The organism is Acidovorax sp. JG5 (assembly GCF_017939685.1).
GTDB lineage: Bacteria > Pseudomonadota > Gammaproteobacteria > Burkholderiales > Burkholderiaceae_C > Acidovorax.
This window is the reverse complement of the sequence record NZ_JAGKSE010000003.1, coordinates 348,498-375,328: the sequence shown is the minus strand read 5'-3', so window position 1 is coordinate 375,328 and position 26,831 is coordinate 348,498. Positions and strand designations below refer to the sequence as shown.

At 65.9% G+C, this 26,831-nt stretch carries 24 protein-coding genes; 10 read left to right on the top strand and 14 right to left on the bottom strand.

Annotated elements, in window-relative coordinates:
• A partial coding sequence (locus J8G26_RS05835) for an FAD-binding protein (RefSeq protein WP_210568253.1) occupies window positions 1–560 on the top strand: 560 nt, incomplete at its 5' end.
• Window positions 561–656: 96 nt separating this feature from the next.
• Window positions 657–1,640: a tripartite tricarboxylate transporter substrate binding protein gene (locus tag J8G26_RS05830; RefSeq protein ID WP_210568252.1), complete on the top strand. Its 984-nt coding sequence runs from the start codon at window positions 657–659 to the stop codon at window positions 1,638–1,640.
• A 220-nt stretch (window positions 1,641–1,860) separates the two neighbouring features.
• On the opposite strand, the gene J8G26_RS05825 is transcribed toward J8G26_RS05830, so the two are convergent.
• Window positions 1,861–2,706 (bottom strand): SIS domain-containing protein, encoded by an 846-nt coding sequence (locus J8G26_RS05825; protein ID WP_094097288.1) that lies wholly within the window; start codon window positions 2,704–2,706, stop codon window positions 1,861–1,863.
• Window positions 2,707–2,971: 265 nt separating this feature from the next.
• On the opposite strand from J8G26_RS05825, the gene tal reads away from it, so the two are divergent.
• Window positions 2,972–3,919: a transaldolase gene (tal, locus tag J8G26_RS05820; RefSeq protein ID WP_210568251.1), complete on the top strand. Its 948-nt coding sequence runs from the start codon at window positions 2,972–2,974 to the stop codon at window positions 3,917–3,919.
• 125 nt (window positions 3,920–4,044) lie between these two features.
• Window positions 4,045–5,166, top strand: coding sequence for a beta-ketoacyl-ACP synthase III (locus J8G26_RS05815; protein ID WP_210568250.1), 1,122 nt, complete (start codon window positions 4,045–4,047; stop codon window positions 5,164–5,166).
• A 7-nt stretch (window positions 5,167–5,173) separates the two neighbouring features.
• On the opposite strand, the gene zwf is transcribed toward J8G26_RS05815, so the two are convergent.
• On the bottom strand, window positions 5,174–6,628 hold the full coding sequence (gene zwf, locus J8G26_RS05810; protein ID WP_210568249.1) for a glucose-6-phosphate dehydrogenase: 1,455 nt from the start codon (window positions 6,626–6,628) through the stop codon (window positions 5,174–5,176).
• A gap of 163 nt (window positions 6,629–6,791) precedes the next feature.
• Between zwf and pgi the strand changes: the two genes are divergently transcribed.
• Window positions 6,792–8,354, top strand: a complete 1,563-nt coding sequence (pgi, locus tag J8G26_RS05805; RefSeq protein ID WP_210568248.1) for a glucose-6-phosphate isomerase — start codon at window positions 6,792–6,794, stop codon at window positions 8,352–8,354.
• Window positions 8,355–8,367: 13 nt separating this feature from the next.
• On the opposite strand, the gene J8G26_RS05800 is transcribed toward pgi, so the two are convergent.
• Window positions 8,368–9,276, bottom strand: coding sequence for an SMP-30/gluconolactonase/LRE family protein (locus J8G26_RS05800; protein WP_087747527.1), 909 nt, complete (start codon window positions 9,274–9,276; stop codon window positions 8,368–8,370).
• Between the two features lie 60 nt (window positions 9,277–9,336).
• On the opposite strand from J8G26_RS05800, the gene edd reads away from it, so the two are divergent.
• Together edd and eda are read left to right on the top strand one after the other, a co-directional pair.
• Complete coding sequence (edd, locus tag J8G26_RS05795) at window positions 9,337–11,106, top strand: phosphogluconate dehydratase (RefSeq protein WP_210568247.1); 1,770 nt, start codon at window positions 9,337–9,339, stop codon at window positions 11,104–11,106.
• Entirely contained in the window at window positions 11,097–11,759 is a 663-nt protein-coding gene (gene eda, locus J8G26_RS05790) for a bifunctional 4-hydroxy-2-oxoglutarate aldolase/2-dehydro-3-deoxy-phosphogluconate aldolase (RefSeq protein WP_210568246.1), read from the top strand. Before edd ends, eda begins: the two co-directional genes overlap by 10 nt.
• 101 nt (window positions 11,760–11,860) lie before the next feature.
• On the opposite strand, the gene J8G26_RS05785 is transcribed toward eda, so the two are convergent.
• Genes J8G26_RS05785 through J8G26_RS05765 form a run of 5 tightly spaced genes read right to left on the bottom strand, consistent with a single transcriptional unit; the run spans window position 11,861 to window position 15,640 of the window.
• Window positions 11,861–13,231 carry an ATP-binding protein gene (locus J8G26_RS05785; RefSeq protein WP_210568245.1) on the bottom strand — a complete coding sequence of 457 codons (1,371 nt, stop codon included), beginning with the start codon at window positions 13,229–13,231 and terminating at the stop codon, window positions 11,861–11,863.
• Window positions 13,228–13,893: a response regulator gene (locus J8G26_RS05780; RefSeq protein WP_087747523.1), complete on the bottom strand. Its 666-nt coding sequence runs from the start codon at window positions 13,891–13,893 to the stop codon at window positions 13,228–13,230. The genes J8G26_RS05785 and J8G26_RS05780 overlap by 4 nt, the downstream gene beginning before the upstream one ends.
• Window positions 13,894–13,911: 18 nt before the next feature.
• Window positions 13,912–14,679: a cytochrome b/b6 domain-containing protein gene (locus J8G26_RS05775; protein ID WP_210568244.1), complete on the bottom strand. Its 768-nt coding sequence runs from the start codon at window positions 14,677–14,679 to the stop codon at window positions 13,912–13,914.
• Window positions 14,680–14,687: 8 nt separating this feature from the next.
• Window positions 14,688–15,194 carry a diheme cytochrome c gene (locus J8G26_RS05770; protein ID WP_210568243.1) on the bottom strand — a complete coding sequence of 169 codons (507 nt, stop codon included), beginning with the start codon at window positions 15,192–15,194 and terminating at the stop codon, window positions 14,688–14,690.
• Window positions 15,191–15,640, bottom strand: a complete 450-nt coding sequence (locus tag J8G26_RS05765; protein WP_246881242.1) for a DUF1924 domain-containing protein — start codon at window positions 15,638–15,640, stop codon at window positions 15,191–15,193. The genes J8G26_RS05770 and J8G26_RS05765 overlap by 4 nt, the downstream gene beginning before the upstream one ends.
• 281 nt (window positions 15,641–15,921) lie before the next feature.
• Here J8G26_RS05765 and J8G26_RS05760 point away from each other — a divergent pair, with 281 nt between their 5' ends.
• The gene (locus tag J8G26_RS05760; protein ID WP_087747519.1) at window positions 15,922–16,254 is read left to right on the top strand and encodes a DUF805 domain-containing protein; all 333 of its coding nucleotides are present in this window, start codon (window positions 15,922–15,924) and stop codon (window positions 16,252–16,254) included.
• 78 nt (window positions 16,255–16,332) lie between these two features.
• Here J8G26_RS05760 and groL read toward each other — a convergent pair whose 3' ends face one another.
• From groL to J8G26_RS05740, 4 genes are all read right to left on the bottom strand, one after another.
• Window positions 16,333–17,985: a chaperonin GroEL gene (gene groL / locus J8G26_RS05755; RefSeq protein ID WP_086911376.1), complete on the bottom strand. Its 1,653-nt coding sequence runs from the start codon at window positions 17,983–17,985 to the stop codon at window positions 16,333–16,335.
• 97 nt (window positions 17,986–18,082) lie between these two features.
• Window positions 18,083–18,373, bottom strand: coding sequence for a co-chaperone GroES (locus J8G26_RS05750; RefSeq protein ID WP_005799501.1), 291 nt, complete (start codon window positions 18,371–18,373; stop codon window positions 18,083–18,085).
• 358 nt (window positions 18,374–18,731) lie between these two features.
• A complete protein-coding gene (locus J8G26_RS05745; RefSeq protein WP_210568241.1) occupies window positions 18,732–19,892 on the bottom strand; it encodes an SPOR domain-containing protein in 1,161 nt (386 codons plus the stop codon).
• Between the two features lie 217 nt (window positions 19,893–20,109).
• A complete protein-coding gene (locus J8G26_RS05740; RefSeq protein ID WP_210568240.1) occupies window positions 20,110–21,075 on the bottom strand; it encodes a DUF533 domain-containing protein in 966 nt (321 codons plus the stop codon).
• A 295-nt stretch (window positions 21,076–21,370) separates the two neighbouring features.
• On the opposite strand from J8G26_RS05740, the gene J8G26_RS05735 reads away from it, so the two are divergent.
• Window positions 21,371–22,885, top strand: coding sequence for an AMP-binding protein (locus tag J8G26_RS05735; protein ID WP_210568239.1), 1,515 nt, complete (start codon window positions 21,371–21,373; stop codon window positions 22,883–22,885).
• A 70-nt stretch (window positions 22,886–22,955) separates the two neighbouring features.
• Entirely contained in the window at window positions 22,956–23,606 is a 651-nt protein-coding gene (locus J8G26_RS05730; protein ID WP_210568238.1) for a DsbA family oxidoreductase, read from the top strand.
• A 98-nt stretch (window positions 23,607–23,704) separates the two neighbouring features.
• On the opposite strand, the gene J8G26_RS05725 is transcribed toward J8G26_RS05730, so the two are convergent.
• A complete protein-coding gene (locus tag J8G26_RS05725) occupies window positions 23,705–24,205 on the bottom strand; it encodes a CreA family protein (protein ID WP_210568237.1) in 501 nt (166 codons plus the stop codon).
• Window positions 24,202–26,781 (bottom strand): cyanophycin synthetase, encoded by a 2,580-nt coding sequence (gene cphA / locus J8G26_RS05720; protein WP_087747513.1) that lies wholly within the window; start codon window positions 26,779–26,781, stop codon window positions 24,202–24,204. Before cphA ends, J8G26_RS05725 begins: the two co-directional genes overlap by 4 nt.
• Window positions 26,782–26,831 lie beyond the last annotated feature (50 nt).

Here is a 26,831-nt window from a genome sequence, read left to right as displayed (position 1 = left end):
GCCCCATCTACGCCGGCAACGCCATCGCCACCGTGCAAAGCGCAGACAGCGTCAAGGTCATCACCGTGCGCACCACCGGCTTTGACGCCGCAGCCGCCACCGGAGGCAGCGCAGCAGTCGAAACCACCGCCGCCACGGCAGACAACGGCAAAAGCCGCTTCATGGGCAGCGAAATCGCCAAGAGCGACCGCCCCGAGCTCACCGCCGCCAAGATCATCGTCTCGGGTGGCCGGGCATTGGGCAGCAAGGAAAAGTTCGACGAAGTCATGACCCCGCTGGCCGACAAGCTCGGTGCCGCCCTGGGCGCCAGCCGCGCCGCGGTCGATGCGGGCTACGCCCCCAACGACTGGCAAGTGGGCCAGACCGGCAAGATCGTGGCGCCGCAGCTGTACATCGCAGCGGGCATCTCGGGTGCGATCCAGCACCTGGCGGGCATGAAGGACTCCAAGGTGATCGTGGCGATCAACAAGGACCCGGAGGCGCCGATCTTCAGCGTGGCCGACTATGGGCTGGAGGCGGATTTGTTTGCGGCCGTGCCGGAGCTGGTGAAGGCGCTCTGAAGGTTATTTGGTTGCTATAAATAGAAGAGCTGCTGGCGCTTATTGGATAAGCGCTAGAGCCGTTTTTCATTCGAAAACAAGACGGAGACAACCCCCATGAGCCGTGACCTTTCCCGCCGCACCCTGGTGCAGGCCGCCACCGCTGCCTTGGCCGGCGCGGCCCTGCCATCGCTGGCGCAGTCCAACTGGCCGAACAAGCCGATCCGCATCATCGTGCCCTACACGGCGGGCGGTTTCACCGATCAGATGGCGCGCCTGCTGCAGGTGGGCCTGCAAAAGCAGCTGGGCCAGCCCGTGGTGATCGACAACAAGCCCGGTGCCAACAGCATCATCGGTGTCGATGCGGTGGCCAAGTCGGCGCCGGACGGGCATACCTTTGGAGTCGTGATCCCGGCCTTCACCGCCAACACCACGCTTTACCCCAAGCTGCCCTACAACGCGCGCAAGGATCTGGTGGGCGTGTCATTGATGGGCGTGTCGCCCCTGGTGGCGGCCGTGTCGCTGAATGCGCCGTTCAAGAACACCCAGGAGCTGATCGCCTATGCCAAGGCGAACCCCGGCAAGGTGAGTTTTGCCTCGTCGGGCAGCGGCTCGGCCGCGCACCTGACCAGCGAGCTGTTCAAGACGCTGACCAAGACCTTCATGGTGCATATCCCCTACCGTGGCGCCACACCCGCGCTCACCGATCTGCTCGGTGGCCAGGTGCCGCTGTTCCTCGACCCGCCACCCAACCTGATCCAGCCCGCCAAGGCCGGCCGCATCCGCCTGATCGGCGTGGCCAGCGAAAAGCGCCTGCCCATCCTGCCCGATGTGCCCACTTTCGTGGAGCAGGGCATTGCCGGCATGCTGGGCAGCACCTGGGCCAGCATGATCGCACCCGCCGGCACGCCGCGCGACATCGTCAATCGCATGTCGGAGGCCGTGAACCAGATCATCCGCAGCGAAGAAACCCGTGCCAAGCTCGAAGCCATGGGCACGTTTGCCGAGGGCACCACGCCCGAGGCCTGTGACGCTTTTCTGGCTGCAGAGACCACCAAGTGGGGCAAAGTGATTCGCGATGCGGGTGTGACGCTGGATTGAGCCCAGACAACGGCAGGTCATCCAAGCCATCACCAGCAGCACTTGAGTCTGGCGCTCCCCATACCAGTGCCACCGTGGAACCGGCTTTGCCGGGCCACGGGTGGCGTCCCCCTGAGGGGCTGAGGGCCGCGGCTCCAAGCCTGCCTGCGCAGGCTTGGACGGCCCCGAAGAGCTGCCGCCTCTGGCGGCTGCACCGAGACGCGAAGCGGCGCAGGGGGCTTCACGTATAGCGCTTGGCGCGCAGGTTGTCCTTCATCTGCTGCAGCACCGGTTGCAGCGATGGCCCGATGCGCAGCGCCACGCAGGTGGCCAGCACGTCAATCACCAGCAGGTGCAGCAGGCGCGAGACCATGGGGCTGTAGCGGTCGTAGCCCTCGGGGTGGTCGGCGGCCAGGTGGATGGCACAGGCGGCGGCCAGGGGCGAGCCGCTGGCGGTGATGGCGATGGTTGTGGCGCCATTCTTGCGCGCGATGTCGGCAGCGTCCATCAGGTCACGCGTGCGGCCCGAGTTGGAGATGATCACCGCGCAATCGCCCGGGCCGAGCAGGGTGGCGCTCATCACCTGGATATGGCCGTCGCTGGTGGCGATCGACGTCACGCCCAGGCGAAAGAACTTGTGCTGCGCATCCTGCGCCACGAAGCCGGAATTGCCCGCGCCGTAAAACTCGATGCGCTTGCCCGCTTTCCAGGTGCTGGTGATGGCCTCGGCGGCGCGCTCGATGGCCACCGTGCTGGCGGCGTTGCGGTATTGCAAAAAGGCGGCCACCGCGTTGTCCACCACCTTCACCAGCACATCGCCGGTCTTGTCGTCGGCGTCCACGCTGCGGTGGATGAAGGGCACGCCTTCGCTCACGCTGCCGGCCAGCTTGAGCTTGAAATCGGCCAGGCCGTCGTAGCCCATGCTTCGGCAAAAACGCACCACGGTGGGCTTGCTGACCTGGGCGCGCTCGGCCAGTTCGCGCACCGGCAGGCGGGCAAACGCGCGGGCGTCGGCCAGCACCAGCCGGCCTACGCGTTGCTCGGCGGGGGCCAGGGAGGGCAGGGAGGCGGTAATGCGGTCCAGCATGTCATTCCATTTCTCAATCATCCGTGTCGTTGTTGCTTCGCCTTGTCGTGCTACTGCACTGCCTGCGGCTTCGCGCTTGGACACGAATGATTTGGAAAAGGAATCCGTTCCACGGAAAAACAGCAACGATGTAACGCCAATGTAACTCGGTTTCATGCACAGGGCGGCCTCAGAAACGGGCCGTCTACACTTGCGGATTGCCGTCGCCCTGGCAAGAATGCTGCGGGGCCTGCTTGTCCGTTGTTTACCCCATGAGACTTTCGCCATGAATCAGCTTGACGCACTCAAACAGTTCACCACCGTGGTCGCCGATACCGGCGATTTCAAGCAGCTGGCGCAATTCCAGCCCCAGGATGCCACCACCAACCCGTCGTTGATCCTCAAGGCGGTGCAAAAGCCCGAGTACGCGCCGCTGCTGCAGGACACGGTGGCCCAATGGAAGGGGCGCCCCATGGACGAGGTGATCGACCGCCTGCTGGTGCGCTTTGGCTGCGAGATTCTGGCCACCATTCCGGGCCGGGTGTCCACCGAAGTGGATGCGCGCCTGAGTTTTGACACCAGCGCCACCGTGACGCGGGCCGAGCGGATCATCGAGCTCTACCAGGCGCAGGGCATTCACATCGACCGGGTGCTCATCAAGGTGGCCGCCACCTGGGAGGGCATCCAGGCCGCAGAAAAGCTGGAGCAGCGCGGCATCCACACCAACCTCACGCTGTTGTTCTCGTTTTGTCAGGCGGTGGCCTGCGGACAGGCCAAGGTGCAGCTGATCTCGCCGTTTGTGGGCCGCATCTACGACTGGTACAAGAAGCAGGCCGGCGCCAGCTGGGACGAAGCCGCGCGCAGCGGCGCCAACGACCCCGGCGTGCAGTCGGTCACCCAGATCTACAACCATTACAAGCATTTCGGCATCGCCACCGAGGTAATGGGCGCGAGCTTTCGCAACATCGGCCAGATCACGGCGCTGGCGGGCTGCGACTTGCTGACCATCGCGCCCGAGCTGCTGGCCCAGCTGGCCGCCAGCGAGGCCCCGCTGCAACCCGCGCTGAACGCCGAGGCGGCCCGCGCCATGGCGCTGCCCGCAGTCCAGTACGACGAGGCGGGTTTCCGTTATGCGCTGAATGACGATGCCATGGCCACCGAAAAGCTGGCCGAGGGCATCCGCAGCTTTGCGGCAGACGCCGTGAAGCTGGAAAAGCTGATCCAGGCCGTCTGAACCTCTGTCTGCGCGGCGGTGCGGTGGCACCCGGTGCACAGGGTGTGACGCCCGCCCCGGGGTGCCTGCGGAGCCTCGCTACACTTGCGCACCCTGCCTGTAGTTCGGGCAACAGGAATCAATCCATGCACTCAGTTGTCATCAGCGGAACCGGCATTTACCAGCCACCGCACACCATCACCAATGCCGAGTTGGTGGAAACCTTCAACCGCTATGTGGACCAGGAAAACGCGCGCCATGCCGACGAGATCACCGCCGGCCTGCGCGAGCCGTTGACCTATTCCAGCGTGGAATTCATCGAAAAGGCATCCGGCATCCAGCAGCGCTATGTGCTGGAGAAAACCGGTGTGCTGGACCCTTCACGCATGTACCCACGCTTTACCGAGCGGTCCGACGATCAGCTGTCGCTGATGGCCGAGATTGCCGTGGACGCTGCGCGCAAGGCGCTGGATGCCGCGGGCAAGACCGGCGACCAGATTGATGCCGTGCTGTGCTCGGCGGCCAACATGCAGCGCGCCTACCCGGCCATGGCCATCGAGATCCAGCAGGCGCTGGGGGCGGGCGGCTATGGGTTCGACATGAATGTGGCCTGCTCGTCTGCCACCTTCGCGATCGAGCAGGCCGTCAACGCCGTGCGCACGGGCAGCGCGACATGCGTGCTGGTGGTCAACCCCGAAATCACCTCGGGCCACCACGAATGGCGCGACCGCGATTGCCATTTCATCTTTGGCGATGTTTGCACGGCGGTGATTGTCGAGCGGGCCGACAGCGCCACCTCGGCCGACCAGTGGGAGGTGTTGGGCACCAAGCTGGCCACCCAGTTCTCCAACAGCATCCGCAACAACTTCGGGTTTCTCAACCGCTGCGAGGACAGCGACCCCAACGCGCGCGACAAGACCTTCCGCCAGGAAGGCCGCAAAGTGTTCAAGGAAGTGGTGCCGCTGGCCGCCGCCCACATCGAGGCCCATCTGGCCACGCTGGAGCATGCGCCCACGGCTGTGCGCCGTTATTGGCTGCACCAGGCCAACCAGGGCATGAACCAGCTGGTTATCAAGAAGCTGGTGGGGGCGGATGCGAGCGCCGATGTGGCCCCACTGATCCTGGACGAGTTCGCCAACACCGCATCGGCCGGCTCCATCATCGCCTTCCACAAGCACCGGGCCGATCTGGCCGCCGGCGACCTGGGCGTGATCTGTTCATTTGGCGCGGGCTATTCCATCGGCAGCGTGGTGGTTCGCAAGCGCTGACCCTGTTTCAGACTTCCTCGCTCCAGCAAAAGCCGTCGCGCGCGATCATGGCGCTGGCGGCGCTGGGGCCCCAGCTGCCGGCTGCATAGGGTCGCGGTCCGTGCGGATCGGTGCGCCAGTGCGCCAGAATGGGCTCCACCCAGCGCCAGGCCTCCTCCTGCTCGTCACTGCGCACAAACAGGTTCAGCCGGCCTGCAATCACGTCCAGCAGCAGGCGCTCGTAGGCGCCCACGCGTTCGGTGCCAAAGCGCTGGTCAAAGTCGAGGTTGAGGTGCACTGGCGCCAGCGCGGGTTCGGTCTGGTGCTGCGCGGCGCCCTGGGCCAGCAGGTGCAACTCCAGCCCGTCCTTGGGCTGCAGGTTGATGACCAGGCGGTTGGCGGCGCCCGCCGGGGTCTTGAAGATCGGGTGGGGCACGGGCCGGAAATTGACCACGATGTGGGCGTTGCGGCCCGCCAGGCGTTTGCCGGTGCGGATGTAAAAAGGCACGCCCGCCCAGCGCCAGTTGGATATCTCGGTGCGCAGGGCGACAAAGGTTTCGGTGCTGCTGGCAGGGGACACGCCGCTTTCCTGCAAATACCCCGCAACGGCATGGCCCTGGCTGGTGCCGGCCGCATATTGCCCCCGGATTACCTGCTGGCCGATGGTGTCGGGGCTCCAGGGCTTGAGCGATTGCAGCACCTTGAGTTTTTCGTCGCGAATGGCATGGGCACTGGCGTTGATGGGCGGCTCCATGCCGATGGCGCACAGCAATTGCAGCGCGTGGTTTTGCACCATGTCGCGCAGGGCGCCGGTCTGGTCGTAGAAGGCGCCGCGGGTTTCCACGCCCAGTTCTTCGGCGATGGTGATCTGGATGTTGGCAATGGTTTCGCGCCGCCACAGCGGCTCGAACAGCGCATTGCCAAAGCGCATGGCAAACAGGTTCTGCACCGACGGCTTGCCCAGGTAGTGGTCGATGCGAAACACCTGGTCTTCGTGCAGCACATGGCGCAGCGCCGCGTTGATGGCGCGGTTCGATGGCAGGTCGTGCCCCAGGGGTTTTTCGAGCACCACGCGGGTGGCGGGGCCGTTCAGGCCCACGGCGGCGATCTGTTCGCAGACGGTGGTGAACAGGCTGGGCGCCGTGGCGACATACATCACCAGCGAATCGGCATTACGGGCCTTGAGCATGTCGGCCAGCCGCACATAGTCCTGCGCTTGCGACAGGTCCATGCGCAGGTGGTGCAGCAGTGCCGCGAAGCGTGAAAACTCCTGAGGCGTCGGGCGTTTGGCCAGTTCCACGTTGTCAAAGCGCGACTGGATCCGGCTGCGGTATTGTTCGTCGGTCAGATCATCCCGCGCCACGCTGATAATGCGGCCACCTTCGGGTAGCGTGCCGTGGCGAAAGGCCTGGAACAGGGCGGGTAGCAGCTTGCGCCAGGCGAGGTCGCCCGTGCCGCCGAACAGGACGAGGTCAAAACTCATGGAATCTCCGTGGATGGGGCGATGCTGCGCGGGGCATCCATTGTGATCTTGTTACATTGATGCATGAGTATCGTCAGTTTTACGAGCCTGATTTCAAGTTGTCTGCGTCGCAATTCTTGAAATTTCAGTAATTTGGTTACTTTTTCCATTGCGCGCCATCGATATGTCCATGTTTCTTCGTTGCGATCAGACGCCCCAGTGGCCTGCCTTGAAGGCCCATTTCTCCCATGAAGGCCAGCGTTTTGACCTGCGGCAGGCTTTTGCCGAGGACACGCAGCGGTTTGCGCATTTCAGCCAGGCCGCTCCCCACCTGTTTGCCGATCTCTCCAAAAACCTGTGGGACCGGCCCACCGAGGCGCTGCTGCTGGACATGGCGCGCTCGTGCCGCCTGGAGCAGCACCGCGACGCCATGTTGCGCGGCGAGCCCATCAACACCACCGAAGGCCGTGCGGTTTTGCACACCCTGCTGCGCCGGCCGGCAGGGCAGGCGCTGCCGGGCGACCTGCCCGGCGTGGCGCCAGCCCTTGCTGATGTGCACGCCACGCTGGACGCGATGCTGGCCTATGCCGACCGCGTGCGCGCCGACGATGGCATCACCGACGTGGTGAACATCGGCATTGGCGGCTCTGACCTGGGGCCGCACATGGCCGTGCTGGCACTGGATGCGCAGCGCGCGCCGGGCAAGCGCTTTCACTTCGTTTCGAACGCCGACGGCCATGAGCTGGCGGGCGTGCTGCGGCTGCTGCGGCCGCAAAGCACCTTGTTTCTGGTGGCGTCCAAAACTTTCACCACGGCCGAAACCATGACCAATGCGCGCTCGTGCCTGGCGTGGTTTACCGAGCAGGGGGGCACGGATGTGGCGCGCCATTTCGTGGCGCTCACGGCCCAGCCGGATGCCGCAAAGGCACTGGGCATCACCCGGTCGTTTGGTTTCTGGGACTGGGTGGGTGGGCGCTATTCGCTGTGGTCGTCCATTGGCCTGGCGCTGGCCATCTCGATCGGCGCCGCCGGTTTTCGCGGGCTGCTGGCGGGTGGGCATGCCATGGACGAGCACTTTCGCACCGCACCGCTGGCGGCGAATTTGCCCGTGCGCCTGGGCTTGCTCGATGTTTGGTATCGCAATTTCCATGGCTTTACGAGCCGTTGTGTGGCGCCGTACCACGCCGGGCTGCGGCGCTGGTCGGCCTATCTGCAGCAGCTCGAAATGGAGAGCAATGGCAAGCGCGTGGCCGCCAGTGGCGAGGCCCTGGCCTATGCCACGTCGCCCGTGCTGTGGGGCGAGCCGGGAACCAACGGGCAGCATGCGTTCTTTCAGATGCTGCACCAGGGCTCGGATGTGCTGCCGCTGGAAATCGTGGCGGTGCGCCAACCGGCGCACTCGCTTGTCGGCCACCATGATCAGGTGCTCGCCAATGCCCTGGCACAGGTGCAGGCGCTGATGGTGGGCAAGGCCAGCGACGATGGGCATCGGCATTTCCCGGGCAACCGGCCCAGCACCTTTTTGCTGCTGGAGTCCCTGACGCCCGAGTCGCTGGGGGCGCTCATCGCCTTGCAGGAGCACCGCGTGTTTGTCAGCGGCGCCCTGTGGGGCATCAACAGCTTCGACCAGTGGGGCGTGGAGCTGGGCAAGGTGCTGGCGCGCGACCTGCAGCAGCGGCTGGCCAGCGGCGATGTATCCGGGCTCGATTCATCCACGGCAGGCTTGCTGCAACGCCTGCGCGGCTGAGACTGGTGCCCCTTCAGCGGGTCCGAAAAAAGTTCACCGGCAGACCCGGAATGTCCACCCGCATGCGCAGCAGGCTGCCCGCAGGAACGGCGGCCTCGCATTCGCTGGCCGGCCGCCCGGCGCGCGCCGAGGTGATGTAGAGCGTGCGCAGATCGTCGTCGCCAAAGCACACCATGGTGGGGCATTGCACCTGTGTGGGGATGCGTTGCAGCACCTCGCCCGCAGCCGACAGCTGAAGAATGCTGGCCCCTTCATACATGGCCACCCAGTAGTTGCCGTCCACATCCACGCTGGCGCCATCGGGGCGGCCACCATAGGGTTCGCCCGCAACCTTGGGGGCGAAGCGGACCCAGGGTTGCCGATCGCTGATGCGCCCCGTGGCAGCGTCGAACGCAAAGCGGTCAATGCGGTGTTCGGGCGTGTTGGACCAATACATCCAGCGGTTGTCGGGGCTGAAGGCCAGGCCATTGGCCGTGAAATTGTCACCCGCCATGCGGTCGATGGCGCAGTGGTCCGTGGTGCAGTCCAGGCGCCACAGGGCGGCACCCGCGTGCGTGCGCGGCGTGATCATGGAGCCGGCCCAGAACCGGCCGGCAGTGTCGCATTTGCCATCGTTCAGGCGCAGCAGGCGGGTGTCGTGCGCGTCGGCCGGCAGGGTGGCCAGGCAAGCCAGGGCGCCGGTCGTGCAGTCCAGGTGATACAACCCGTCGCGTAACCCGATTACTATTTTTCCATCGACCGATGGTGCGCAGCATCCGGGCTCCGACGGCATCTTCCATTGCCAGCGGCGGCCGGTGCCCGGCTCCCATGCGTTCACGGCAAAGCCTGCAATGTCGCACCAATAAAGGCGCTGCTCCAGCGGGTGCCAGAAGGGTGATTCGCCCAGCTCCGAGGGCGGCAACGGGAGCGCTTGCAAGGGCATGGCTTGATCTGAAAGTGTTATTAAATTACATTCTAGGTCGATATTCTGAGGGAGCATCCCATGCATTCAGTGGTAGCGCGCGTGACGGCTCGCATCATTCAGCGTAGCGCAGACACCCGCGCTGCTTACCTGGCCGTGGTGGACGCCATGGTCCACCGCCGGCCTTCACAAGACCGCATGGGCTGTGCCAACCTGGCCCATGCCTACGCCGCACTGCCGGGCGCCGAAAAGTTCAGGGTCGCCGTTGAAAAGGCGCCCAACATTGGCGTGGTGACGGCCTACAACGACATGTTGTCGGCCCACCAGCCCTACCAGGGTTACCCCGCCATCTTGCGCGACGAAGCCGCCAAAAATCACGCCACGGTCCAGGTCGCAGGTGGCGTGCCGGCCATGTGCGACGGTGTCACGCAGGGCACGCCCGGCATGGAGCTCTCGCTGTTCTCGCGCGATGCCATTGCCATGGCCACGGCGGTGGCGCTGTCGCACGATGTCTTCGATGGCGTGCTGCTGCTCGGTGTGTGCGACAAGATCGTGCCCGGCCTGCTGATTGGCGCGCTGCACTATGGGCACCTGCCCTGCGTGTTTGTGCCCGCGGGCCCCATGGGCTCGGGCCTGTCGAACCATGAAAAATCCAGGGTGCGCGAGCAATTCGCCCAGGGCCTGGTGGGGCGGGGCGAACTGCTCCAAGCCGAGTCGGCCGCGTACCACAGCCCCGGCACCTGCACTTTCTACGGCACGGCCAACAGCAACCAGATGCTGCTCGAAGCCATGGGCCTGCATGTGCCCGGCGCCGCCTTTGCGCACCCGGGCACCGAAGCGCGCGAAGCCTTCACCCGCCAGGCGCTGCGCACCGTGCTCGATATTGGCAAGCGCGGCACACGCTTCACGCCCATCGGGCGCCTGGTGGACGAGCGCTGCATCGTCAACGCCATGGTGGCGTTGCTGGCCACGGGCGGCTCGACCAACCACCTGATCCATTGGGTGGCCATTGCGCGCAGCGCGGGCATCCTGATCGACTGGACGGACTTTGACGAACTCTCGTCCGCCGTGCCGCTGCTGGCCCGCGTGTACCCCAATGGCGACGCGGATGTGAACCAGTTCCAGGCCGCAGGCGGGCCGCCGTGGATCTTGCGTGAGTTGCTCCACGGCGGCTTCATGCACCCCGATGTGGGCAGTGTGAACGCGGGCGGCATCGCGGCCGGCGGGCAGGCGGCGCCGGCGGTGTCGGGCGATGAATCGGTGCTGCGGCCTGTGGCCCGGCCGTTCTCGGCCACGGGCGGGCTGCGCCTGCTGCAAGGGCGTCTCGGCCGCGCGGTGATCAAGGTCTCTGCCGTGCCCGAAGACCGCCATGTGGTGCAGGCCCCGGCCCGCGTGTTCGATTCGCAAGAGGATTTGCTCGCAGCCTTCAGCGCGGGCGAGGTGCAGCAGGACATGGTGGCCGTGGTGCGCTTTCAGGGCCCGCAGGCCAACGGCATGCCCGAGCTGCACAAGCTCACGCCGCCGCTGGCCGTGCTGCAGAACCAGGGCTTTCAGGTGGCGCTGGTGACCGACGGGCGCATGAGCGGCGCCTCGGGCAAGGTGCCCGCCGCCATCCACGTCACGCCCGAGGCGCTGGCCGGTGGCCCGCTGGCCAAGGTGCGCGATGGCGACATCGTGCGCGTGGATGCCGTGGCCGGCACGCTCGATGTGCTGGTCGATGAAGCCGAATGGGCTGCGCGCACGCCCGCGCCGTACAACGCGCCCGCCGCTACCGGCTTTGGCCGCGAGCTTTTCGCCAACTTTCGCCGCCATGCAGGCGGTGCCGAACAAGGAGCCTGCACATGGCTGTGATCGAATCTTCCGCTGCGCCCATGAACCCTGTCGACATTGCCAGCCATGGCCCCGTCATCCCGGTCATCGTGATCGACCGCGTGGCCGACGCGCTGCCGCTGGCCGAAGCGCTGCTGGCCGGTGGCGTGAAAGTGCTGGAAGTCACGCTGCGCACCCCGGCGGGTCTGCCTGCCATCGAGGCCATTGCCCGCCAGCTGCCTGAAGCAGTGGTGGGCGTGGGCACGGTGCTCAACGCTGACGACGCCCGCCGCGCCAGCGAGGCAGGTGCCCGTTTTGCCGTGAGCCCGGGCTACACGTCGGAGGTGGGCCGTGCCTGCCAGGGCCTGCACCTGCCGCTGTTGCCCGGCGTGGCCACGGCCAGCGAGGTCATGGCCGCGCTGGCCGATGGGTTCTCGTTTCTCAAGCTGTTTCCGGCCGAGGCCGTGGGCGGCATCCCGCTGCTCAAGGCCTGGGTCAGCCCGTTTGGCACGGTGAGATTTTGCCCCACGGGCGGCATCACTCCGATCACCGCGCCCAACTACCTGGCGCTGCCCAATGTGCGCTGCGTGGGTGGCTCGTGGCTCACACCCGCCGACGCGGTGCGTGCTGGCGACTGGGCGCGCATCACCCAGCTGGCACGGGCCGCGCAGGCCTTGGGGCGTGGTGGCGACTGAAATTTGGATGAAAAATGGGCTCTAGTGCTTATCCATAAAGCGCTGGTAGCTATTAAAAATGAAGCAATTGTGGTCCGGTGAGGGCTGCGGAGAATGCCGGTCTAAGGCTTCCAGCGCACCGTGACGCGCAGCCCGCCCAGCCCCGGGCTGCGGTCGGTGCCCACCTGCAAATGGTGAAGGCGCGCAATGCGCTGGATGATGGACCAGCCCAGGCCGCTGCCGCTCTGGCCGGTGCCCAGGACCCGAAAAAACCGCTCTCCCAGCCGTGCCAGTTCTTTGGGCGTGAGGCCCGGGCCGCTGTCTTCCACGCTCAGTTGCGCATGATCATCGCCCTGCTCGTCTATCTGTAGCAGTACCTCGGCGCCGTCGGGGCTGTAGCGCAAGGCGTTGTCCAGCAGGTTGCGCAGCAGCACGCGGGTCAGCGGCTCGGGCAACGGGATGTGCACGCCGGGCGCAAGGGGTTCGCGCAGCATGATGCGCTGCTGCCGGCGCGCTGCCACGCCCTGCAGATCGGCGGTCACCTGGCGCAAAACCTCGGCCAGCGGCGTGCTGTTGCCGCTGTCATGGGTGGCTTCGGCGTCGAGCCGGGCCAGTTGTAACAGTTGTTCGACCAGCCGTGTGGCACGGTCGCAGCCTTGCACCGTGGCCTGCAGCGCTGTGGCGCGCTCTTGCGTGTCGGTGGCGCCCTGCGCCACTTGGGCCTGCATGCGGATGCCGGCAATGGGGGTGCGCAACTCGTGCGCCGCATCGGCGGTGAATTGCTGCTCTGTGGCCAGCAGCCGGGCCATGCGCTCGAACAGCTCGTTCAGCGCCGTGACCAGCGGCAGCACCTCGGGCGGCACGCCTGCGGTGGACAGCGGTGCGAGCGACTGCGGCTGGCGCGCGGCCACGGCGTTTCCGAGTCGGCCCAGCGGCCGCACCGAGCCGCGCACTGCCCACCAGATGCCCAGCGCCAGCAGCGGCAGTGCCCACGCCATCGGTTTGAGGATGCTGGTCAGGCTGGCCAGCACGATCTCGCGGCGCACCGACTGCAGCTCGCCCACCACGATGCGCACATCGCGCTCGCGCCCCTGGGTGACGAACACGCGCCAGGCCTTGCCGTCCACCTGGCTGTCGGCAAACCCACGTTGGCGCTGTTGCGCCAGGGGTTCTTGCGGCGCGCTGGCCGAGCGGGCCAGCAACTGGTCTTCATGCCAGAGCTGGAACACCACGCGCGGTTGGTGCTTATCCAGGTCGGGCGCCTCGTTCAGGCGGCTTTCGGTCAATTCATCGAGCGGTTGCAGGCGCAGCAGGGCGGCGGTCTGCGCCAGATGGGCATCGAGCAGGTCGCTGACCTCCTCGTCGGTTTCGTGCCAGGCCAGCGCTGCGGCCACGCCCCAAGCCACCAGCACCAGCGTCAGCACCGTGGTCAGCAGCCGGGCCTGCAGTGAGCGCTGTGCGTGTGGCGGGCGGGGGGCGGCGGCGCTGCTCATGCCGGCTCCCGTGCAATGCGGTAGCCCACGCCGCGCACGGTCTCGATCAGGGCCGCGCCCAGCTTGCGCCGCAGGTGGTAGATATGCACTTCGACCGCGTTGCTGTTGATCTCACTGCCCCATTGGTACAGGCGCTGCTCCAGCTGTTCGCGGCTGAGCACGCGCCCGGCGTTGAGCAACAGCGCGTGCAGCAGGTCGTATTCACGGTTGGACAACTCCACCGCCTCGCCGTGGCACCACACCTGGTGCGCCGCCGGGTCCAGTTCTACCGGGCCCGCAGTCAACCGGGTTTCGCTCTGGCCGTGCGCGCGCCGCACCAGGGCGCGCAGGCGGGCGGCCAGCTCATGCAGATCGATGGGTTTGATCAGATAGTCGTCGGCACCCGCATCCAGCCCGGCTATGCGTGCGGGCACGGCGTCGCGGGCCGTGAGCACCAGCACGGGCGTGGTGTTGCGCCGCGCGCGCACCTGGCGCAGCACCTCCATGCCGTCTTGCCGAGGCAGGCCCAGGTCCAGCACGGCAGCCTGGTAGGCGCCGGTGGCCAGCTCGCGCTCGGCTGCCACGCCGTCGCGCACCCAGTCCACCTGGAAGCCGTTTTGCGCCAGGCCGGCGCGGATGCCCGAGCCCAGCAATTCGTCGTCTTCGGCCAGCAGGATGCGCATGAGACGGGGCTCTTTCGGTCAGTGGTCGTTACCGTGGCGATTCTCGCTCCAGCGCGTGGCATCGGCGGCGGGCAGTTGGGGCGCCTGGTCCCACTGCCAGGCCCAGAAGGCGAGCACGCAGGCCAGCACGGCCGCGGCGAGCCAGCCATGGTTGTTTTTCGCCAGGTCGGGCCCCGGGCCTTGCACGCGGCCCGTCAGCATGGGCAATGCCTGGTTCTTGCGGCGCAGCGCACTTAAGAGAGCGATCAGGCCGATATGCGCCAGCACCACGAACAGCAGGGTGTTGCCAAAGAATTCGTGCAGATCCTCCAGCCATTCGCCACCCCATTCGTCCCACACGGCATAGCCGCTGAGGCTGAGCGGCAGCACCAGCGCCAGGATTAGCGCCACAGCCATTGCCATCAGCAGGTTTTGCCCAGGCCGCCAGGTGGCCTGAAGGGCGCAGGGCGAGCGCACGGCGGCCAGGGACTTCAGCCATGCCGGCAGCCCCTGCAGCTTGCGCCACAGCACCGAGATGCGTGCCTGGCGCGGCCCGAACAGGCCCCACAGCAGGCGTGCCACGACCAGCCCGGCTAGCGTGTAGCCCAGCGTGACATGCACCAGCCGCCAGCGCTCGCCGTCGGCGGTGACGTAAGCCACCGTGAAGCTCAGCGCCATCAGCCAGTGCAGCATGCGCGTGGTGGCATCGACCACACGGCGGGTGGCCGGTCGGGGCGTTGGCGCTTGCGCCGGGGACGGCGCGGAAGCGGAAGAGGGCGAGGCGGTAGAAAGGGTGTCAGAAGTCATGGTGGTTCTCACTTCGGGATGCGGACGCGGTCGTCGTCAAAGTCGCCCTGGTCGGCGCGGGTGTGGCAGGCCATGCAGTTGGCGCGGCTGCCCACGGCGGTGCGCTTCCAGACGGCGGGCTCCACCGCGCGGTGCTTGCGCTCGAACCAGGCAGATTGGGTGATGCGGTCTTGCGGCGGCGCCTCGCGCACGCGCTGGTAGGTGCCCGCATGGGCTTCGAGCCAGGTGCTGATCTGGCGCACCATGGCCGGGTCGAGTGAGGCGTCGGTGCCGTAATGCTGGTCCAGCCCTTTCATCATGCGGCTCCACGAACTGGCGGGCAGCATGCCGGGCGGGTAGGCCATGTGGCAGGCGGCGCACTCCTGCTGGTAGGCCGGCAGCATGGCGCGGGCGGGCATCGCGCGGCTGTCGGCCCAGGCGGCGGGCAGTGCGCAGGCCAGCGCCAGCAGGGCGGCCGACCGGCGAACAGTGCGCACAAACGGGGTACGGACCACGGTGGTTGCGGTGCGGCTCATGGCTTGTCCTTGGCGGTTTGGGGTGGGTTTTTGGCATCCAACTGCAGCAGCCAGGCCAACACGTCGGCCTTTTCGACGGCGGTGCATTCGCGGCTCAGCACGTCGTTGCAGTTGCGGCGAAACCATTTGTCCACCTTGGCGGTGTCGGTAAAGCGCTCGGGATTGAACGCCGGCGCCAGCGGGGTGATGGTCTTGCCCGTGCGGGCGTGGCGTGTGGACGTGGTGGGCGGATTGCCATGGCACGAGGCGCACGACCATTCGCCGCCATGGCGGCTGGTGAAAAACACACGGCCGCGCTCGGCGCTGACGGGCTTGCCGGAGGCCTCGCTCCAGCGCTGCATCTGCGCGGCGGCCGTGGTGTCGCCGGCATGGGCGGGCGCCAGGGCAAAGGCCAGTGCCAGCAGGGCGGCCACACGGGTGAGAAAGGTGGTGAGTGGGGTGTGCATGCCGCCATGATGCAAGGCGGGCATGAAGAATGGCTTAAGACGCGCCTTGCTGGGGCGCGCATGCGTCCGGCAGATTGTTTTATTGAAAATGGCCGAAAGCGCTTGTCCAATAAGCGCTAACAGCTATTAAAAAAGAAGCATTCTGGCGCGGAATGGTGTGGACTGCGGCAGGGCCCTGGCAACCGGCCTCGTCGCGCGTGCTTGTCGCACTGCACCCCTATCATGTCCATGGGCATTCGCCCCATTTCGCCAACATTCAACCAAGAGAGGGGGACTACACCATGGATTTTGTTCAGGCAATCCAATCGTGCCTGGGGCAGTACGCCACGTTTTCGGGGCGCGCATCACGCTCCGAGTACTGGTGGTTTTTTCTGTTCCAGGTGGTAGTGATGATCATTGCCGGCATGCTCGGTGACGTGGTTTACGGCCTGGCCTCGCTGGCGCTGCTGTTTCCGGCACTGGCCGTGGGCACGCGCCGCCTGCACGACATTGGCCGCACGGGCTGGTGGCAACTGCTTTTGTTGACCGGGATTGGTTTTTTTGTACTGCTGTACTGGTGGGTGCAGCCCGGCGAGGGATCGACCAACACCTACGGCGCGCCCTTCGTCGCATGAAAAAAGCCCGCAGGCCATAAGACCTGCGGGCTCTTTGTGGGGCTGCGCAGCCATGAAGGCTGCGCAGGGACCGGGCAATTACATGCCCATGCCGCCCATGCCACCCATGCCGCCCATGTCAGGCATGCCGCCGCCAGCACCGGCTTCTTCCTTCGGTGCGTCAGCCACCATGCACTCAGTCGTCAGCAGCAGAGATGCCACCGATGCTGCGTTTTGCAGGGCCGTGCGGGTGACCTTGGTGGGGTCCAGAATGCCCAATTCGAGCATGTCGCCGTAGCTGTCGTTGGCAGCGTTGAAGCCAAAGTTGCCCTTGCCGGCCAACACAGCGTTCACCACCACCGAGGCTTCGCCGCCGGCGTTGTTCACGATTTCGCGCAGAGGCGCTTCGATGGCCTTCAGCACCAGGGCAATGCCGTGGTCCTGGTCGGCGTTGTCACCCTTGATGGAGGTGCCAACCGCTTGCTTGGCGCGCAGCAGAGCCACGCCACCACCGGCCACAACGCCTTCTTCCACCGCTGCGCGCGTAGCGTGCAGTGCGTCTTCCACGCGGGCCTTCTTTTCTTTCATTTCGACTTCGGTGGCAGCGCCGACCTTGATCACGGCCACACCGCCAGCCAGCTTGGCCACGCGTTCTTGCAGCTTTTCGCGGTCGTAGTCGGACGTGGCTTCTTCGATCTGCACGCGCACTTGCTTGACGCGGGCTTCGATGTCAGCAGCAGCGCCAGCGCCGTCGATGATGATGGTGTTTTCCTTGCCCACTTCGATGCGCTTGGCTTGGCCCAGGTCGGCCAGGGTGACCTTTTCCAGGGTCAGGCCCACTTCTTCAGCGATGACCTTGCCGCCCGTCAGGATGGCGATGTCTTCCAGCATGGCCTTGCGACGGTCGCCGAAGCCAGGGGCCTTGACGGCCACAACCTTCAGGATGCCGCGGATCGTGTTGACCACCAGCGTAGCCAAGGCTTCGCCTTCGACTTCTTCGGCAATGATCAGCAGCGGACGGCCAGCCTTGGCAACTTGCTCCAGCGTGGGCAGCAGGTCGCGGATGTTGCTGATCTTCTTGTCGAACAGCAGCACGAAGGGGTTGTCCAGAATCGCGGATTGCTTTTCGGGGTTGTTGATGAAGTAGGGCGACAGGTAGCCGCGGTCAAACTGCATGCCTTCGACGACGTCCAGTTCGCTGTCCAGCGACTTTCCGTCTTCCACGGTGATCACGCCTTCCTTGCCAACCTTGTCCATGGCGTCAGCGATCAGCTTGCCGATGGTTTCGTCGGAGTTGGCGGAGATCGAACCCACTTGGGCGATTTCCTTGGAGGTGGTGGTGGGCTTGGAAGCCTTCTTCAGCTCGGCAACCAGGGCCGTCACAGCCTTGTCGATACCGCGCTTGAGGTCCATCGGGTTGATGCCAGCGGCCACGTACTTGAAGCCTTCGCGAACGATGGCTTGTGCCAGCACGGTAGCGGTGGTGGTGCCGTCACCAGCGTTGTCGCTGGTCTTGGAGGCCACTTCCTTCACGAGCTGGGCGCCCATGTTCTGCAGCTTGTCCTTGAGTTCGATTTCCTTGGCCACGGACACACCGTCCTTGGTCACGGTGGGGGCGCCGAACGAGCGCTCCAGCACCACGTTACGGCCCTTGGGGCCCAGGGTGACCTTGACTGCGTTGGCCAGGATGTTCACGCCTTCAACCATGCGTGCGCGGGCTTCGCCGCCGAAAACTACGTCTTTTGCTGCCATTTTGGAGCTCCTGAAAATTTGATTCGAATTGGCTGCTAGCGCTTATTCAATAAGCGGGAGCAGCTATGAAAAGATGAGTGATTCAGAGGGCGAGAAATTACTTCTCGACCACTGCAAACAAATCGTCTTCTTTCATGACCAAGAGTTCGTCGCCCTTGACCTTGACGGTCTGGCCCGAGTACTTGCCGAACAGAACGCGGTCGCCGACCTTCACGTTCAGGGCGATCAGCTCGCCCTTGTCGTTCTTCTTGCCGGGGCCGACGGCCAGCACTTCACCTTGATCGGGCTTTTCGGCGGCGTTGTCGGGGATCACGATGCCGGAGGCGGTCGTGGTTTCGCTTTCGATACGCTTGACGATCACGCGATCGTGCAGAGGGCGAAGGTTCATTGCATTGCTCCTGTTGACTGACAATAAAAAGCTGGATTACGAAGCGCCCGAAATTTCGGGCGCCACCAAACTTCCTCCGCACAAGTGCTTGTTAGCACTCATTCGGGGTGAGTGCTAATGATACGGGCATTTGTGTCTATTTCAAGACCTTCCCCGCCGTTTGGGGGATTGGGGGAGTGGAGACGTGCTGCGGGCAGGCGCTGTGGAGGGGCCGCACCAAGCAGGCTGGATGGCTGCTGCGTATCCACGGTTTCGGCTGGATGCTTTTGCTATTGAAGTAATAGCTATATGCGCAATATCACCATGCGCTGGAGGCTGTTTTGCTGGATATAGGCAGTGCCCTGGCAATGCAACCGGCTCAGGCCCCCAGCTTGATCACCACTGCTTCCAGCGCCATGGACCGGATGGTGACGGCCGCTGCGTCGGCATCGGCGTGGTCGCTGTAGGGGCCCACCCGCACCCGCAGCCGGCGTTTTTTGGCCGTGAGAATTTCCTGTCGGAATGCGGGCAGTCCTTCATTGAGCAACCGCGCCTGGGCCCTGCGGGCATTGGCTTCGTTGGCAAAAAGACCCACGTTGATGTAGTAGCCAGGCGCGGTGCCCACCACTGGCAGGGCGTTGTTGTTTTCGGCCGAGGCAGCTGCTGCCGTGTCGGGAGCCAATGCCTTGGCCTGGGATGGCGATGCGCGCTTGGCGGGAGCGGTGGGCGCGGTGGCCATGGTGGGGCGCGAGGCCCGCTCCATCGGTGCTGCGGAAGGGGCAGGCGCTAAGGCCGCCGGTTCGGGTGGAGCCTGCGCCGGTTCGGGGGCGGCCGGCGGCGCCGGGATGGCTGCCGCCTCGGACGCAGAGCGTTGGGGTGGCGTGGCGGCGCCTGTCGCCGCCGGTGCATCGGTTTTTTGGGGCGCTGATGCGGTTGGCGTGGGCGTGGCCGGGTCCGCGCTTTGCGGTGCTACCGTGGAGGGAATCGCCAGGTAGACACCGGCAGCGGCCAGCGCCAGCGCCAGGTTGCCCGCCGCCAGCCAGGCCAGCCGTTTCCAGGAGCTGGCTTGCCGTGCCAGCAGCGCGCGGGTTTCGTTCAAGGTGTGTGTGGCGGTCAGTGCCCGTGCAATTTTCTTGTGGGCGTCGGCATGCAGCAGGGCATTGCCGTAAAGGCCGGGCACGGCGCAACCGAGCAGAAAAAACGCCCCGACCACGCCCCATTCCACTGCCTGGGGCCATTGCAGCAGCGGCCGCCCCAGGCCGAACACCAGCAGCGCCAGGCCCTCGGCGGCCGCCACATACACCAGCGCCGCGCCCCACAGCTGGCGAAACACCATCCAGTTCAGGGTGCACAGGCTTGCCGCCCAGTTCCAGCTGGTGGTGGTGCGGCCGGCCTCATCAAAGCGCGCAAAAACCGGCAGGTAACGGGACAGATGGACGGGCCCCAGCGCCGCGCTGTACAGGGCCGTCATGGCGCTGTCGGAGCGGAGCTTGGACGGCTGAAGGGCGGTGGTGGCTGCAGGGTCCGTGGCGGCGTGCATGGCTGATTCTGGCATGTGCCGCTGCGCCCGCCACGGGGTGTTGCGCCAGTGTTGCAACGGCGCAGCGGCCGTGCCCGCTACTGCGCGAAGCACTTCGGCGCCGATGCAGGTTAACAGGCGCTGTGATAGAGGTGAAAATGGCTTCTGTCGCTTGCTGTGAAAGCGCTTGAAGCTATCAATAATGAAGCAAAATGGGGCGTGACAGGGCCCTTGGTGCCTACGCTCCCCGCACCATTGCCAGGATCTGGCCAGCATCCAGCGTGGCGGCCTTTTGCTGGATTTGCGGCAGGTATTGCGTCTGCAGCTGCTTGGCGGGGCCGAGCAGGTTTTGGAAGCTGTCGCGCAGCATGGCCGTGCTCATCACGCGGCCGCCCGCGTAGTAGCGTCGGGCCACCTGCCCCAGCGCATAGGTGGTGGCAAACGAGAACGCCATGCCCGTGGCCGCGCTGCCCATGCCGCCAATGGTTCGACCCACTGCCTTGCCCAGCAGGCCACCGAGCAGCTTGCGGCCAAACTGCTCCAGGTATTGCGACGTGAGGCCCACCCCGGCGGCGGCAATGAACTCCTTGATGTGTCCTTGGTCCAGTTCCACGCCGTGGGCCTTGCCAATGCCGTACACCATCTTCACCTGTAGCGGGATGATGGCCATCGACGCCCAGGACTGCGGCAGTAGCTCCAGCGCGCCGTTGAGCAGGGCGTAGTTGAGGATGGATTTGTCCAGATCCGCATCCGATGTGCCCATGGTGGGTGCGGCGCCCGCTGCCGCGGTGGTTGCGGGCAGGGCGGCCGGAATGGCATTTTCGGCCACCTCCACCAGCGCATCTGCTTCCTGGTCAAACGCGGCGGTCTGCTGACCATCGAGCTGCAGCACCGTTTTGAGTGTCGCCAGAAAATCGCGTTCGGCAGCCGTCTGGCGGCCGTCCACATCGCACACGCACACCGCCATTTCGTAGGCCAGCTGACGGTGCATGGGTTCGCTCAAGGCCTCGGCAGCTGTCTGCACGCCGGTGCGCTGCAGCAGCACGTCCTGGTAGATGCGCGGCAGGTCAACCAGGCCCGCGTCGCCAGCCAGTGACTGGGCGATGCGGCGGATCTCTTCCCGCTCGGCGTCGTCTTTGTTGCCGTCCGCAAACGCGGCCAAGAGGGCGATGGTGAGGATGGATTTTTGCTGGTCCAGTGTCATGCGTTGCAGCTCGCGGGGAGTGGTGAATAAAGGAAGGAGGGCGTGAAAAGCACGTACCCCGGCGCACGACAAAAGAGGCCGCGCGGGCATGTGCGAAACATATGCAGTCTAGGCAAGCGCGTTTCAACGCCACAGACTGTGGGGAATTGGCAGCGCGAAGTTACCGGGTGCTTCTGACGCCCCGTTGGTGGGGATTGCGCACTTCCATTGGGCCTTGCATCGTCTGCGCGCAGCCGCTCGAATCGCCTACAGTGCCGCATGGCCCACTGCCTTTTTCCGTGATGGATCGCACCCGATGAACATTGCCCATCTGCTCAGCCGCAGCGCCCAGCGCTACCCCGATCAACCCGCCGTGCTGCACGGCGACCAGATGCTGCTGAGCTACGGCGCCCTGGGTGCGCGCACCGCGGCCCTGGCAGCCTGGCTGCGCAAGCAGGGCGGCGTAGCGCCCGGCGACCGCGTGGCCATCTACGCCGCCAATTGTCCGGAATATCTGGAGGCGCTGCATGCTGTTTTGTGGGCGGGCGCGGTGTCGGTGCCGGTCAACTACAAACTGCATGCCAAAGAGCTGGCGCATGTGCTGGCTGATTCCGGGGCGTGCATGGTTCTGGCATCGCAATCGCTCGCCTCGGCCGCGCGCGAGGCCGGCGCATCGGAGGTTGGCCTGCTGCTCTTCGGCTCTGATGCCTATCGGGCTGCCGTGTTGCATCCACCCATGGAGGTCCACGACCGTGCCCCGCAGGATGTTGCATCGCTGTTCTACACCTCGGGTACCACCGGCCGCCCCAAGGGTGTGATGCAGACGCACCGCAACCTGCTGGCCATGACGGCCTGCTATTTCACCGACGTGGACGACATCGTCCCGGGCGATGCCATGGTCTATGCCGCGCCCATGTCGCACGGCGCGGGGCTCTACAACTACGCCCAGGTGCTGCGGGGCGCACGCCACGTCGTGCCCGTGTCGGGCGGCTTTGATCCCGCCGAGCTGGTGCAGCTGGCCGCCTCGGTGGGCCAGCTCACGCTGTTTGCGGCGCCGACCATGGTGCACCGGCTGGTGGAGCATGTGCGGGCCACGGGCGCTGACGTGGCGGGCTTCAAGACCATCGTGTACGGCGGTGGCCCCATGTATGCCGACGACCTGCGCCAGGCCTTGGCCACCATGGGCAACCGCCTCGTGCAGATCTACGGCCAGGGCGAAAGCCCGATGACCATTACCGCACTGGCCCGCGCGCAGCTGGCCGACCGCAACCACCCGCGCTGGGCCGAGCGCATGGCCTCGGTCGGCGTGGCGCAGTCGCTGGTGGAGGTGCGCGTGGTCGATGCGGCCGGACAGCCACTGCCTGCGGGCGAGACGGGCGAGGTGGTTGTGCGCGGCGAGACCGTGATGCCCGGCTACTGGAACAACCCCACCGCCACGTTCCAGACGCTGCGCGATGGTTGGCTCTGCACCGGGGACATGGGGCAACTGGATGGCGACGGTTTTCTCACGCTCAAGGACCGCTCCAAGGACGTGATCATCTCCGGCGGCTCCAACATCTACCCGCGCGAGGTGGAAGAAGTGCTGCTGCTGCACCCCCAGGTGCGTGAGGTGGCAGTGATTGGCCAGCGCGATGCCGACTGGGGCGAGGTGGTGGTCGCCTTTGTCGTGGCGGGCGATGGCGGGCCGGTGGAGGATGCCGCGCTCGACGCCCTGTGCCACGACCACATTGCGCGCTTCAAGCGGCCCAAGGCGTACCGGTGGGTGCAGGCGCTGCCCAAGAACAGCTACGGAAAGGTGCTCAAGACGGCGTTGAGGAAGATGCTTGGGTGAAAAAAACCTGGCCTGCAAAGGCCAATGCTTCGGTCTAGCATCGTGGGCTGAATTTTTCTGCGAACCCGCCATGACCACCAAAACCCTCAAGATCGATTTCGTCTCCGACGTCTCCTGCCCCTGGTGCATCATCGGCCTCCAGGCGCTGGAACAGGCTGCGGACCGGCTCAAGGGCGAAGTCGCGCTCGACCTGCACTTCCAGCCCTTCGAGCTGAACCCGCAGATGGGCCCCGCCGGCCAGGACATTGGCGAGCACCTGCACGAAAAGTACGGCGCCTCGCCTGAGCAGAGCCAGAAGAACCGCGAGGCCATTGCCGCGCGCGGGGCGGAGCTGGGTTTCACTTTCAACATGGACAAGCGCAGCCGCATCTACAACACGTTTGATGCGCACCGGCTGCTGCACTGGGCCGAAGAGAAGGGTCTGCAGTCCGCGCTCAAGAAGGCGCTGTTCAAGGCCTATTTCACCGACGGCCAAAGCCCTGGCGACCATGGGGTGCTGGTGCGCGTGGCGGGCGAGGTGGGGCTGGATGCCAACGCGGCGCGCGAGCTGCTGGCCTCAGACCGCTATGCCAGCGAGGTGCGTCAGCGCGAGCAGTTCTATCAGCAGCAGGGCATTCACTCGGTGCCCGCGATCATCATCAATGACCGCCACCTGATCTCGGGTGGGCAGCCGGTGGAGGTGTTCGAGCAGGCGCTGCGCCAGATTGCGGCACAGGGTTGACAGGGTGAGTCTGCTATTCAATCAATAGCTGCTTGCGCTTGATGGATAAGCGCTAGAGGCCCATTCCATCCAAAAATCGGGGGCTTTGCGCCCCCGGTTCATTTGCGCAGCGGGATGGGTGTGGCGCGGTCCACCGGCACGGCGGTCACGCTGTTCTGGGGTGAGCCGTCGATCAGCTTTTCTGAATAGGTGAGGTAGACCAGCGTGTTGCGCGCCGGGTCCACCATGCGCACGATGCGCAGGCGCTTGAACAGGATGGACATGCGCTCGCTGAACACTTCTTCCTGCTTCCTCAAAGGCTCGGGGATGCGGATTGGCCCCACCTGGCGGCAGGCAATCGATGCCTCTGCGCGGTCTTCGGCCAGGCCGAGCGTGCCCTTGACGCCGCCGATGCGGGCGCGCGAGACATAGCAGGTCACGCCCTGCACGCCGGGGTCGTCGTAGGCTTCCACGATGATGTCGTGGTCGCGGCCGATCCACTGAAAGGCCGTATCCACGGTGCCGATTTTTTCGCCCGATGCAGCCAGCGCAGTACCCGCCAGCAAGGTGGTGGCCAGCAGGCCCCCCGCCACTGCGGCCCGGCGGCGTGCGGTGGTCATGCGGCCACCCCGGTTTCGGCGCAGCGGCGTGCCAGGTGGGCCAGGGCTTCTTCCACCTGGTCCACCAGCACCAGGCACAGGTCGCCCGGCTGCAGGCGGTCGAGGGCGGTGTCGATGGCAATGAACTCGCCCCGGATCTCTTCGATGTGCTGGGTACGTGTGGCACCGGCCAGGCCTTCGCGCAGCAGGGCCATCACTTCGCCGTCGCCTCGGCCGCGCTGGGCGGCGTCCTGGTACAGGATCACGTCGTCAAAGACCGCACCGAGGATCACCGTTTGCTCGCGGATGTCCTCGTCGCGCCGGTCACCGGCACCGCTGATCACAACGCTGCGGCGCTTGGCAGGCAGTGCTTCCACGGCCTGCACCAGGGCGCGCATCGCATCGGGGTTGTGGCCGTAGTCGGCGATCACCGTGGCACCCTTGAAATCCATGAGGTTGAAGCGGCCTGGAGCGTTGTCGCTGTCATTCACAAAGCCCGAGAGCCCGCGGCGAATGGTCTGCCAGGGCAGGCCTGCGCCCCAGGCGGCAGCCACCGAGGCCATGACGTTTTCGACCTGAAATCCGATCTTGCCGTTGCGCGTGATGGGCACGTCGCGCAGGTGGATGGTTTCGCGCCACGAACCCTCCGAGGCCACGATGGAGTCACCATCCACATACACGGTGCGGTGGCCTTGCGCGCGGTGCGTGGCCATCACGGGGTGGTGGCGGTCGCTGGCAAAGAAGATGATCTTGCCGGGGCAGGCTGGCGCCATGGCGGCGACGATGGGGTCGGCCGCGTTGAGCACCGCGTAGCCTGTGGTGGCCACGTTCTGCACGATCACGCGCTTGAGCACGGCCAGGTCTTCCACCGTGGTGATGTAGTTCAGGCCCAGGTGGTCGCCTGCGCCGATGTTGGTCACCACGGCCACCTGGCAGCGGTCAAAGCCCAGGCCTTCGCGCAGGATGCCGCCGCGCGCGGTTTCGAACACGGCCGCGTCCACTTCGGGGTGCAGCAGCACGTTGCGGGCGCTCTTGGGGCCGCTGCAGTCGCCGCTGTCGATCTGTCGGCCGTTCACATACACGCCATCGGTGTTGGTCATGCCCACGCGCAGGCCCTGGGCCGTGAAAAGGTGGGCGATCAGGCGTGCCGTGGTGGTCTTGCCGTTGGTGCCGGTGACGGCCACCACCGGGATGCGGCCGTCGTCGCCATGGCCGAACAGGCGGTCCACCATGGCCTGGCCCACATTGCGCGGCTTGCCGTAGCTGGGGGCCAGGTGCATGCGCAGGCCGGGGGCGGCGTTCACTTCCACAAAGCCGCCGCCTTGTTCTTCGAGCGGGCGCAACACGGTCTCGGCCACCATGTCCACGCCGCAGATGTGCAGGCCCACCATCTGGGCGGCGGCCACGGCGCGCGCGGCCACTTCGGGGTGCACGTCGTCGGTCACGTCGGTAGCGGTGCCGCCGGTGGACAGGTTGGCGTTGTTGCGCAGGATGACGCGCTGGCCCTTGGGCGGCACAGAGTCCGGGGTCAGGTTCTGGGCGGCCAGGCGGGCCACGGCAATGTCATCGAGGCGGATCTTGGTGAGCGAGGTGGCATGGCCCTCGCCACGGCGCGGGTCAAGGTTGACCTGGTCCACCAGCTCGCGCACGGTGTGCTGGCCGTCGCCCAGCACCTGGGGCGGCTCGCGCCGGGCGGCGGCCACCAGCTGGTCGCCCACCACCAAAAGGCGGAAGTCGTGGCCGGGCAGGAAGCGCTCGACCATCACGGTGCCGTAGTCGGCCGCGTTCTTGTAGGCTTCTTCGAGCTGGGCACGGTCGGTGATGTTGACCGTGACGCCCTTGCCCTGGTTGCCGTCCTGGGGTTTGACCACCACGGGCAGGCCCACTTTCAGGGCCACTTCCCAGGCTTCTTCCAGCGTGTTGACTGGCTGGCCCAGCGGCACTGGCACGCCGGCTGCATGCAGCAGACGCTTGGTGAGGTCTTTGTCCTGGCCGATGGATTCGGCCACGGCGCTGGTCGAGTCGATCTCGGCGGCCTGGATGCGGCGCTGCCTGGAGCCCCAGCCAAACTGCACCAGGCTGCCGCGGGTGAGGCGGCGAAACGGAATGTCGCGCGCCACGGCGGCATCGACGATGGAGCCGGTGCTCGGGCCCAGGCGCTCGTCTTCGTCGAGCTCGCGCAGGTTGGCAATGGCCGTTTCGGCATCGAACTCGCCCTGACCCAGCGCGGCGTTGATGAGGCGCTGGGCGTCTTCAAAGGCCTGGCGGCCGACGGCTTCCTCGCTGTACTCGACGACCACCTGGTACACGCCGGCATCGGTCGTGGCGGTGGTGCGGGCAAAGGTCACCGGGCAGCCGGCCTGGGCCTGCAGCGCCAGGGCCGCCGTTTGCAGCACATGGGCGAGCGAGACATCGCCGCTGCCGCCTTCGGGGTGCAGCATGCCGATGGCCGGAAACAGGGCGCGCAGCCGGGCTTCAAAACCGGCCATCCGGGCAATGGCCCGTTCGGATTCGGCGCAGGCCACCACGGCCTCGATGGCCATGTGGCGGCTCCAGAGGTTGGGGCCGCGCAGGGCCCGGGTGCGGGATACATCCATGGAATTGTCTTTCTGTGGTCCATCAGGGCTGGCAGGCCCCGGTCAGTTCG